Raw genomic sequence first — 9,954 nt, forward strand, 5'->3', positions numbered from 1 at the left:
GGACTGGGGCTTATCCGGGGAAAGCTGAAAGAAACAAGCGAAACCATGATCGCTTTTACGATGATTGCAATGAACCTTGCCCGCTGGTTGAGGGGCTTTTTTTTTCATTTTTCCGATGGCTATTCTGGGAAGAAATCGGAGCAATTTCGAGGGTGTTCTACGTCAAAATCCACATATTGTGAGTCAACTACTACTCTCTTGAACATGACGACCTCTTTAACTGGAACAAGGTAGCAGTTTTTCAGGAAGCCCTAAGTAATGGATCTTGCTCCCGCTCTACGCCCTCGATCCTAAACCAACGAAGAACCTAGTCGCGAAGCGTCGGAACGAGGAACTGCTCCTGTTCCTAAAAATGGAGTCTGTCCCCGTTTTTCCTATGGCAACCGCAAAGCGGTTCGTGTCGTGTTTCTTAAGCTGCCACTATGGTAGAATAATTTGGATAGAACACTAGGCAAATATTTATAATTACATAGTGTTCTATCCACTTGACTTTGTCACGACCCAGAGTGCAAAATCAGTCATAGAGCAAAAGTTGGAAAGAAAAAATGCCAAATTGCCACCACGAACAGAAGCGACTTAAATCTTATCTAAATCAAAGAACGAGTTCAGATTGTTCCGTCACATTGTTGGGAGGCTTAATTCTAAAGAGCCTCACCAACTTATTCCCAAGCGGATCCCCCTTTGTCTTCAAAAAATAGTCCTTATGATTTGTAGAAAAACCCATCACCTGTAGTGATTTGAGAGATTCCTTCAGTTTTTGAGGAGATGCATCAATCCCATTCTTTTTTGCTTTAATCTCCAATGAGCGTTCCATTAGAAAAGCCAGAAAGCACAACACAAAAAAATAATGGAGTCCCTATTTTCCTAGATAGCTGCCTCAAAGAGGATTATCCGACTGAGAATAGATGGGACTATGCTGTTTTTATCGACATTGATGCTGTTCTGAAAACAGCATTCATAGAGATTCATCCAGCAAATGAATCCGAGGTCGATGAGGTGATCATAAAGGCGCGATGGATGAAGCAATGGATCATGGATAATCAGATCAGAGTCATCACTGAGAACCGGAAGTTTTTCTGGGTTTCATCTGGGAACGTAAAGATCACCAAGAACTCACAGAAAATACGTCTTCTACACAAACAAGGAATCGAAGGCCCACAAGAACATTTGGTTGTTGACAAAGAAATGAGATTCTAATGCCCCATCCGATTATCCCGTGTCAGCCCGAAGTAATTCTATACGGGACACCGTTCTTTAAGTAATGGATCTTGCTCCCGCTCTACGCCCTCGATCCTAAACCAACGAAGAACCTAGTCGCGAAGCGTCGGAACGAGGAACCGCTCTTCTCCCGCTCTTCCAAGGACGGCTCTTGGAAAAATGGAGTCTGTCCCTATTTTTGTGCTCAACGAGTCTGTCCTGTCCCTATTTTTGTATTTATAACCAAGAACCTGGACGCGAAGCGTCGGAACGATGAACCGCTCTTCAGAAAATGGAGTCTGTCCCTGTTTTTAGACCTAAACCAACGAAGAACCTAGTCGCGAAGCGTCGGAACGAAGAACTGCTCTTGTTCTAAAAATGGAGTCTGTCCCTATTTTTGTTCTAAGAAGCAAATGATCGACGAACTTGAGAATATCCCGGAAGATAAGCTTCAACTGCTACTGGAACTAATCAGAAGCAGTAAGTCCAATCTTTCTGATCTTCAGTCAAAGAGAAGATCAATTACCGACTATGCAGGCTCATGGAAAGAGATCGATTCTGAACAATACAACGCTATGATCAAAGAACTAAGAGACCGAAGAGAAAAGGCAAGAAGGGAGTGCGATGTCTGACTCTCATTACTCGTGGATACAGACATACTTTCCATGTTCTTCCGCGGCAATGCTTCTTCTGTAGTATCCAGAATGTAAGAATATTCAACAGGTCACGAGAAAGTCTTTCTCAGCATAATAACGTACTACGAAATCCTCAGTGGTTTGAGACACATTGAAGCGACAAGACAAATAGAGCAATTCCTGGAGTTTTGTCTGTTCAATGAAGTACTTCCTATTACGCTTGAATCAGCTTCTATCGCTGCGACGCACTATGCGTATCTTAGAAAACTCGGAACGCCTTTGGATGATATGGATCTTCTCATAGCCGGTATTGCCATCGAAAACGACATGACTTTAGTCACGCACAACATGAAACACTTCAGCAGAATTCCAGGATTGAAGTTGCAGGACTGGAGAGAATAACTGAATCTCCGCTACGCTGGTAGAACTGCCGGTTGGAAAACGCTCATCGCTGATCGCTGACAAGAACAAATTCTTCAGCTTTTGTTCTTATAACCCGCAACTGACGTATACTCTCTAGGAGAACGGCGAACCTCTAACGGCCAACTGATTCTGCTCTTCCTGCGTTCTTCGTCTCTTAGAAAGCGAACAGCGGTTCTTTTGCCCGACGAAGTCGGAACTGGCCTCGCCGAAAGCGAGACTGGCCTTTGCAAAGCATAGACTGGCCACCGAAGGTGACTGGTTCGTGAAGATCCGCTGTACACCAGAAGTTCCGCTGTACGCTTAAGAACAAGAACCCGCTGAACGCTGCTCAAAACAACGTTGTCCGTCAACGGTCCACCGTCCACCGAGAAGAGCGAGAGAGAGCCACCGCAGACCGAAATCGTAGTTAAAAACCACGAGATGACGAGAAGCGAAAATAGGGATTGACGAGCTCCTGACGTCCGTACCGTTTTTCGTTGTAGGACATTTATCCCGACATCCCCTGTCATCCCGTAATGCTCTTATACGGGATCTCGTTCTGGCTCTTATGTCCTCGATCCTGAACCAAGAACGAAGAACATGGACGCGAAGCGTCGGAACGAAGAACTGCTCTTCTCCCGCTCTTCCTAAGGACGGGTCCACGCTCCTGGACGAAGGTCAAAGGACGTCTTTTTCTCTTCTGAGGAACTTGGACACATAGCATCGAAGAACGCTCCTAAAGCTACTCCCTCCTAGGTCTCCCTCTCGGCTTACGGCCAAGTGGAACCCCGAGCTCCTTCTCAAGATCGGCCACAAGTTCTTCGGCAAACAACGGCTTTCCAGAAAACGTGTTTCCCCTGATTCTACTCAGAAAATCATCTTTATCGGGGAAACCGAGAAACTCTCTCCAGCCTTCCACATTCCAGTTAAGATCCAGATCCTTCAATGAAGAAAGCTGAATGCTCTTGCAAGAAGCTATTGGAACCTTAGAAGATATAGCGTTGCCTTCAGACACTTTTTCATTTGCCGTGATAGATCGGGTACGAACGGGCTCTTCATGTATGTCCACAGATTCATTGCCTGCATCTCTAGAAGAGCTGTTGGTTTCATCCGAAACGTCTACCATCACACTCATACCAACGTGTTCCCTAGCGCTCGACCATTCATACTCCCAGGGAAATTGAACCATCTTGGCCCGAACGGGATTCCTTTCAACATACTTGAGTGCCTCAAGGGCGTGATCGCGATGCAGAGGACAGGAGTAGAAACGCGCCTGCCAGAGATGGCCGGCTCTCCGGTTCTTCTTGTTGAAGTAGTTTGAGTACCTCATATTGGTGTACTTGAAGGTCATTGCAAGTGAATCGTTTCTAAGGGGAGCCGCTAAGAAATGCACGTGATTGGTCATAAGACAGTAAGCATAGATCTTCATTTCATACTTTCTCGAATACTCACTGACGAACTCGATGTACTTCTTCCTGTCGGCAGAATCCTCAAATATATTCTGCCTGTAATTACCTCTTTGAGTAATGTGATGAACAACACCTTCGAATACGACCCGAGCTGACCTCGGCATCATCATCACCTCGAACCATATAGATGAAAAGAATCGCTCGAGCAAACCTCTATGCTCAAATGAACGGCTCCGATTCTGTCATCCCGCAGTGATCCTATGCGGGATCTCATTCTAGAGAAGATGCGGACTGACGAATCTCCAAACGTCTGTATCCAATTTTCGCATACCTCCGATTCAATAGAGATTATAACAAAAATGGAGTCTGTCCCTATTTATAGAGTCCTGTTTATAGAGTCCTGGCCTCTTGCAAGAGCGTTTGTCAGTTCACAACTTCTATGATCCCTGTGTAGTGGCCCATCCAGCAACTGAATTTATACTGACCGGGAAGCTGCGGAGTGAATTCTACAACGCTGGTGTTGCCCCTGGTAAGCTCTACGCGTTGGGGAAAGAGGTTTCTTGAGATGATAGCGTTGGTGCAACCGCTGGTGCCGACATCTTCGATCTCCCACCTGACGGGAACGCCGGCTTTTACCTGATAATAATCTGGCGTGTATCCTGTCGCATTGGCCACAGTCCTTATAACCTGTATCTCCGGTCCACTCTGGACGATAACAAAAGGCTGTTCTTCCACAACTTCCTGAAATCCAACCATCTCTTCGATGTCTATGATTTCCCCCGTTTCCTTCGGGCTAGCTTCATTCACAACTATCTCTTCTTCTTTTTCACTGGCTGTTGCCAGTACGGTCGTAGAATCATCGGGAGTAAACGGAACCTGCTCGCCGGTCCCGATGGTCAGATTGTTCAGGCTGGGAAGCCCTAGGACGTTTAGCTGGCTGTTCACGTTGTAAATGACGAAAAATATTATCAAAACCGCCGCTATTTTCGTGAAGACTTCCGAGAAGGTCTTCATGCTGAAGAACTTAAGTGATGAAGCGCCGATAGCGATGAGTGGGAAGAAGGTGCCAAGTGCGAAAAAGAACATTATCATCGAGCTATGGAATGGAGAGCCCGACAGTAGTGCCAGAGCCTGAGCCGTTATCGTGAAGCCGCAGGGAAGGAAAAAGGTTGTAGCTCCCAGTATGAAGGGCATCATTCGTCCACGTCTGGATTTATCTACTGCCAGCAATTTACGTAAAAAGGGAGGGATCGATAAACTCACCGTGGGGATTCCCAGCATTTGAAGTGCCATCAAAAGCATCACGATTGAGACTGCTATCACAAGGATCGAAGAAAAGGTGAACGAGATTTTCAGACTCTGGCCAAGCAAGCCCAGCAAGAATCCAAAGAAGCTATAGAAGACCAGCCGTCCGGCATGAAAGATCAGATGGGGCTGCAGCTTTTGAAGAAAGGAATCCTCAGAACTGTAAAGCGAATACCACTGTTTGGAAACAGAAAGAACAAGACCTCCCACAAGAGCCGCGCAGCTAGATATCCCTGCTACCAGTCCGAAAAGGAAGAAACCCAACAGCGATGAACTTGAATCTACGTTCATCAAGCCGCCAATGGCGAATTTCTCCACGGTGAAAAACACAACAATGGCCAGCGAAGCGGCAACGAGTACCTTTACTGCTTTTCCGGTATGTTTCTCCGACTTCGACTCAGCGACACTGTATCCCGTTCCGCTCAAGATCTCGTTGATACTTTCGACCGAGATAGCCTCCCCTAGGAATTCAATCTCGACCGATGAATCTTTCAGGGAGGCCCTAGCCCTTTTTATGACATCAACTTCCTCAAGTTTACTTTCGACGAAAAGCTGGCAGTTCTGGCAATGCATGCCGCGCACAAAAAACGTCTTTAATGAAGAGGATCTCGAGCTCAACTGAGTCACCTCGCAAATGAAGAGAGACAAGATCAACAACATTATCATTCTAGCACAAAGCAGACAGTTTTTGTCCACTCAAAACTGTGATAGATACGTTGTGCCATGGTTTACAAAATCGAAAATCGACCAATTTCACCATGAAAGGCCGAAAGCGGTAGGCCGGCAGTTCTTCCTTTGTCGAACTTACTGCCAGTTGGCCTGATCGAAAGTGGGAATTTGAATGATTGAATCTAGTTTTGTCTGCCAGAATTGGTATTGGCCGATGAAAGGAGGGAGCGGGTTTCCTCTGCGATTTTAAAGCAGCCCCCCGCCGATGAATTTACATAGATAACAAGATCAAAGAGACCCTTTTGATTCGAAATGAAAGGATTATCAAGGCAGTAATCGAGAAATCAAGGCGCGTTTGCCCTGTTCAGTTGCTCTGATTGGTATCTATGGCTCATTCACCTCGGACGATATTAACGAAAAGTCCGATCTTGACCTATTCATAGTGATGAACGATCCCGATGGTTACAAGATCACTTCATGCTTCATTGTGGGTTATGTCACACACGACGCTTTTTTGTACGACTGGGAACAAATTGAAGAAATGGCCCGATTCTCGAACCCGTTTGTCTCCACGTCGGTAGATCTCAAGATCGTCTACTATCTGGATGAGAAGAATAGTCAAAGATTCATGGAACTTCGCGATGCTGTCGATAAACGGCTGGCCCACCTTTTAGCGAGTAAGACCTGCAGAACATCAAAGTCCATTCCTAGGAGGCTCAAAAATGATACGCGTACGTAATGATGAGAGAAAAGCCTGAAATAGCCAAGTATGCGTCCGCCGGATTGACCCACTACTCAGAAATGATCGTATATCTCTTGAACAAAGCGTGCGTAAGACTCGGAGAAAACGTAGGCCAGAATAGATCGAGAGGATGCATAGATTATCGTCCGACCTTCTGGTTTGCTACCGTCTACAAGTTGAGACAGATTTGCTGCGATCGATCAAGAAAAACGAAACCTCGTTTATTCAATGTATCAAAGACTAAATTGATGAGATCAAAAGCAAGGTACAGAATATGAAAAGACTTTACCGGCAGGCTCTAGAAGGGTCTTACGAGGAAACTCATTCCGACTGATCGACATATCTGTTTTAAACGACGTCCAAAGCACATCGAAGCTGAAGGTTGTTCACGATATGACCGACACGCTTACCGGGAAATAGTCCCTTCGACTCCCAATGGTTGGACAAGAAGTCAGAGAATCACGGTTTTACGATCTGAATCGGAGTTTCATCGTAAGGTCCTTGTTCTCTTCAAATTGAAAAACATAGACAATCTGCTAAACTATGGATAGAACTATTTCTTGATCCGATACGTAAAACATAACATGTTGGGTAAGGTAGGTGTATTGTAATGAGAATAGACATTCTAGACAAATTAGCCAAGAAAGGTGATGTGTTTACCATAAACGATATTGCTAATGAGTTCAATATTCAGAGAAATGTCCTTTGGGTAATGCTTTCTAGGCTAGAAAAAGGAGGCTGGATAAAAAGAATAGAGAGAGGAAAGTATTTGATAATACCTTTGGGAAGAGAAAAGGACAGATATACTGTAAATGAATTCCTTATTGGTTCATTGCTTGTTGATCCATATGCGATAGCGTATTGGTCAGCTTTGAACCATTATGGATTAACTGAACAAATACCAAATACCGTATTCATTGAAACAACTTCAAGAAAGGACATACGGGAAAAGAGAATCATTGGTATTAGGTACAAGATAGTAAGAATAAAAGAACACAAGTTTTTCGGTATAGGAAAGACCTGGATCGATTACGATCAAATAAACATAACAGATAAAGAAAAAACAATAGTGGACTGTCTGGACAAACCGCAATACTGTGGTGGCATTGTAGAAGTGGCGAAAGCCATAAAAAGTGGAGAATATGATAAATATCGACTTGTTGAATACACAAAGAAAATCAATAATACTGGAGTCATAAGAAGATTGGGTTATTTGTGTGATTATCTAGATGTAGATATAAACCTACCCGCTATCAATACAAGGAACTATCTATATCTTGATCCAACAATGACACATAAAGGTCCAAAGAACTCAAAATGGATGCTCATAGTGAATCTGGATGAAAAAATCTTGGGAGATTTAGAATGATTAGACCACAAGAAATCGAAGAAAAATCTGGTCAATTGGAGTACCAATCTCGGCCATAGAAAGAGATTATGCGCAAAATTGGATATTGAAGCATTTAAGAGCAATAGACATGGTTCTGAAGGGTGGTACAGGCATTAGAAAAGTCTACTTTGAGAATTATAGATTTTCGGATGATCTCGATTTCACTTTGCTTGATGAAGTTGAGATTGATGAACTCAATGAACAAATCACCAATGCTGCAGAAAGAACACAAGAGGAAAGTGGAATAAGTATCATTAATAGCGGCGTTAAATCGAACGATAATGGATACGAAGCAACCTTATCATTCCAAATAAAACAGAGAGGGGTAAACAGAACAAAAATAAAGGTCGATATTACAAAGAAATCGAATGAACACGTAATTCTTCCACCTAGCCTAAAGCAGATAATTCATCCTTATTCTGATCAGTTAGATTATGAAGTAAAGGTGTACCCGCTTGAGGAAATCATGGCAGAAAAAATTAGGAGTCTTTTTCAAAGGACAAGACCTAGAGATCTATATGATATATGGAAATTATGGGATAAGGTCGACTGGTCGATTATTGAAGGCATCGTTCGGGAGAAGTTTCTCTTCAAGAAAATAGACTTTGATCTTGATAACTTCAGAAGCAATGAAAGAGACTTCGAAAACGCGTGGAAAAGCTCACTCGGAAACCAACTAAACTCACTGCCTGCGTTTAGTAATGTATTTGACGATGTTCTTCAAAAGCTACATGAAAAAAACTGGATGAATAAGCATCGTTAACCTTGAAAATGGAAGTGTTTAGCTAATAAGCTCACGAAGGTATCGTATCAAAGCAGTTCATCCGTTAAGAATATACACTTCCAAGCCTTCATCTTGCATGAAGATCAGAGCGTTCTCCAACACGCATATCCGATTGTGTTCCAAATAGCATTTCACGGGTTCCGGCTCTGTCTGGTGGTTTATGATCAACGACCCACGTCTTATGAACCGCACTTTTCGGAAAACTATCGACTGCAAACGTGCTCCAACTGAACGAACACCTGTGTTACTGAATGTAAATAATGGAGTCCCTATTTGTTCTAAGATCCGCTGAGCGCTTAAGAATAAGAACCCGCTGATAGCTGGTAAGAACCGATTCTTTAGCTCTTGTTCTTATAACTTGCATCTTCGAACTTGGAACTGATGACCAAGAACCTGGACGCGAAGCGTCAGAACGATGAACCGCTCTTGATAAAATAGACTCTGTCCGTATTTTTCTTAATCGGCTTTCAAAGATAGCTCTTCACGCCCTTCTATGAACTATCTGAAGCAACGCTGCAGGACTCAGGACAGTTACGAAATCGGCGGGAAAGTGTTTAGCATTCCCCGTAACGATCGGACTGTTAGTGGCTCTGGAGACTTCAACAAAAGGTAAATCCGATAGATCTGGAAGCTCCAAAGAGACAGGTTCGGGAGTCACAAGAAAACCCGACCTGACAAAGAAATCCAGAAGCGCCCTTATATCGTCGCTCCTGAATCCAAATCTCGGTCTTTGAAGAACCCTCTCGTATTCATCGATAATTCTTGCATCGAAACATGGAAGAACACGATTTGAGAGAATACAATTGAGAACACCTGCGGGACTTCCGTAAGGATTTATTAGAGCCGCGACAAGGACGTTTGTGTCTACTACTATCTTCATCTATCCGCTTTTCTGCTTTCAGAAATCTCTCTCTCAATTTCCTCTGAAGAAAGACTATCAAGACCGTTCTTCAAAGACTGGAGTCGCATTCTTTCGACCGCGAGTTCAGCTTTTGCTCGTGAAATAGCCTTTATGAGAAATTCGAGATCCTCGTCTGCCCTTATCATTATTGCTTTAGGCTTCCCGTTAACCGTAACGATAACCTCCGATCCCTCATCAAGTGTTTTCCAGACCGCTGAGGGATTGCTTCTCAGGTCTCGAGTCGCTATGTACTTCATAAAACCACCTCCTGTACAAGTATATTGTACAATAAGACCTACATAATTACCTACACAATCGTAAATGCCAGTTCCGCTCCGCGGCCTAAGAACCAAGAACCTGGACGCAATGCGTCGGAACGAGGAACCGATCTTGAGAAAATGGAGTCTGTCCCTATTTTTCTACAGATCATAGTCCCTATTTTTCTACATGAGAAAATGGAGTCTGTCCCTATTTTTCTACAGATCATAAGCGAAGCGTTCAAGAGATATACACAACTGCC

At 43.8% G+C, this 9,954-nt stretch carries 9 protein-coding genes and 1 pseudogene; 6 read left to right on the top strand and 4 right to left on the bottom strand.

The window, feature by feature from the left end; translation table 11 throughout:
* The 3 genes and pseudogenes from V512_RS14755 to V512_RS10575 form a co-directional block, all read left to right on the top strand.
* Window positions 1-234, top strand: a 234-nt coding sequence (locus V512_RS14755) for a hypothetical protein (RefSeq protein ID WP_207759760.1), incomplete at its 5' end; no start/stop codon positions are given.
* Between the two features lie 1,376 nt (window positions 235-1,610).
* Window positions 1,611-1,829, top strand: coding sequence for a hypothetical protein (locus V512_RS10570; RefSeq protein WP_099830433.1), 219 nt, complete (start codon window positions 1,611-1,613; stop codon window positions 1,827-1,829).
* 108 nt (window positions 1,830-1,937) lie between these two features.
* Window positions 1,938-2,234: pseudogene (locus V512_RS10575) on the top strand (type II toxin-antitoxin system VapC family toxin); the annotation flags it as partial.
* Window positions 2,235-2,976: 742 nt separating this feature from the next.
* On the opposite strand, the gene V512_RS15135 reads toward V512_RS10575, so the two are convergent.
* Together V512_RS15135 and V512_RS10585 are read right to left on the bottom strand one after the other, a co-directional pair.
* Complete coding sequence (locus V512_RS15135) at window positions 2,977-3,807, bottom strand: transposase (protein WP_243392388.1); 831 nt, start codon at window positions 3,805-3,807, stop codon at window positions 2,977-2,979.
* Between the two features lie 259 nt (window positions 3,808-4,066).
* Window positions 4,067-5,566: a sulfite exporter TauE/SafE family protein gene (locus V512_RS10585; protein ID WP_165775391.1), complete on the bottom strand. Its 1,500-nt coding sequence runs from the start codon at window positions 5,564-5,566 to the stop codon at window positions 4,067-4,069.
* A gap of 394 nt (window positions 5,567-5,960) precedes the next feature.
* Here V512_RS10585 and V512_RS10590 point away from each other — a divergent pair, with 394 nt between their 5' ends.
* The 3 genes from V512_RS10590 to V512_RS10605 all read left to right on the top strand — a co-directional run bounded on the left by V512_RS10590 (window position 5,961) and on the right by V512_RS10605 (window position 8,512).
* A complete protein-coding gene (locus V512_RS10590) occupies window positions 5,961-6,356 on the top strand; it encodes a nucleotidyltransferase domain-containing protein (protein WP_099830436.1) in 396 nt (131 codons plus the stop codon).
* Between the two features lie 613 nt (window positions 6,357-6,969).
* Window positions 6,970-7,728, top strand: coding sequence for a type IV toxin-antitoxin system AbiEi family antitoxin domain-containing protein (locus V512_RS10600; RefSeq protein ID WP_099830438.1), 759 nt, complete (start codon window positions 6,970-6,972; stop codon window positions 7,726-7,728).
* Window positions 7,729-7,837: 109 nt separating this feature from the next.
* Window positions 7,838-8,512 (top strand): nucleotidyl transferase AbiEii/AbiGii toxin family protein, encoded by a 675-nt coding sequence (locus V512_RS10605; RefSeq protein WP_099830439.1) that lies wholly within the window; start codon window positions 7,838-7,840, stop codon window positions 8,510-8,512.
* A 502-nt stretch (window positions 8,513-9,014) separates the two neighbouring features.
* Here V512_RS10605 and V512_RS10610 read toward each other — a convergent pair.
* Together V512_RS10610 and V512_RS10615 are read right to left on the bottom strand one after the other, a co-directional pair.
* Window positions 9,015-9,413 carry a putative toxin-antitoxin system toxin component, PIN family gene (locus V512_RS10610; RefSeq protein ID WP_099830440.1) on the bottom strand — a complete coding sequence of 133 codons (399 nt, stop codon included), beginning with the start codon at window positions 9,411-9,413 and terminating at the stop codon, window positions 9,015-9,017.
* Window positions 9,410-9,691, bottom strand: coding sequence for a type II toxin-antitoxin system Phd/YefM family antitoxin (locus V512_RS10615; RefSeq protein WP_099830048.1), 282 nt, complete (start codon window positions 9,689-9,691; stop codon window positions 9,410-9,412). The genes V512_RS10610 and V512_RS10615 overlap by 4 nt, the downstream gene beginning before the upstream one ends.
* Window positions 9,692-9,954 lie beyond the last annotated feature (263 nt).

It is taken from the genome of Mesotoga sp. Brook.08.105.5.1 (assembly GCF_002752635.1).
Lineage (GTDB): Bacteria > Thermotogota > Thermotogae > Petrotogales > Kosmotogaceae > Mesotoga.

Bases quoted from the DNA above. Each gene is read 5' to 3' on its own strand.
- V512_RS10570 (WP_099830433.1), top strand. From the start codon at position 1,611: ATGATCGACGAACTTGAGAATATCCCGGAAGATAAGCTTCAACTGCTA.
- V512_RS10605 (WP_099830439.1), top strand. From the start codon at position 7,838: ATGGTTCTGAAGGGTGGTACAGGCATTAGAAAAGTCTACTTTGAGAAT.
- V512_RS10615 (WP_099830048.1), bottom strand. From the start codon at position 9,691: ATGAAGTACATAGCGACTCGAGACCTGAGAAGCAATCCCTCAGCGGTC.
- V512_RS10610 (WP_099830440.1), bottom strand. From the start codon at position 9,413: ATGAAGATAGTAGTAGACACAAACGTCCTTGTCGCGGCTCTAATAAAT.
- V512_RS10600 (WP_099830438.1), top strand. From the start codon at position 6,970: ATGAGAATAGACATTCTAGACAAATTAGCCAAGAAAGGTGATGTGTTT.
- V512_RS15135 (WP_243392388.1), bottom strand. From the start codon at position 3,807: ATGCCGAGGTCAGCTCGGGTCGTATTCGAAGGTGTTGTTCATCACATT.